The sequence below is a fragment of the Sabulibacter ruber genome, from assembly GCF_017355955.1.
In the GTDB taxonomy this organism is placed as follows: Bacteria; Bacteroidota; Bacteroidia; order Cytophagales; family Hymenobacteraceae; genus Nibribacter; species Nibribacter ruber_A.
Window position 1 is genome coordinate 1 of record NZ_JAFFID010000048.1, and the last position, 344, is coordinate 344.

The following is a 344-nucleotide window of genomic DNA, read 5'->3' on the forward strand; positions in this document are numbered from 1 at the left end:
TCGCGAAGATCGACATCAGCCGCGGCAGGCGCGCCACCGGAGTGGCGTAGTCAGGATCGGTGATCCATTCCGGCTTGCCGATGACCTGGCAGATCTTCGCCCAGACCGGCGCCTGCGCGATGAAGTAGATGTAGGCGTTGGGATCGGTCTCCCAGCCCTTGCACTTCAGGATCCAGCCCGGCTGGCCGCCGCCCGACGCATTGCCGGCGCGCGGCACCGTGTCGCCGAAGGTGCCGTTCGGGTATTGCGGGAATTCCTTCAGCGGGCCGCGGGCGAGGCGCTGCTGGTCGCGCAGCTTGACGCGGCAGAGGTTCAGCACCGAATCCTGCATCGCCGCCAGCACC

Annotated in this window: 1 protein-coding gene; it reads right to left on the reverse strand. The window is 67.7% G+C overall.

Annotated elements, in window-relative coordinates:
- The coding region (locus JT719_RS24395; protein ID WP_207436398.1) for a CoA transferase family protein at positions 1 to 344 on the reverse strand (344 nt) is incomplete at both ends.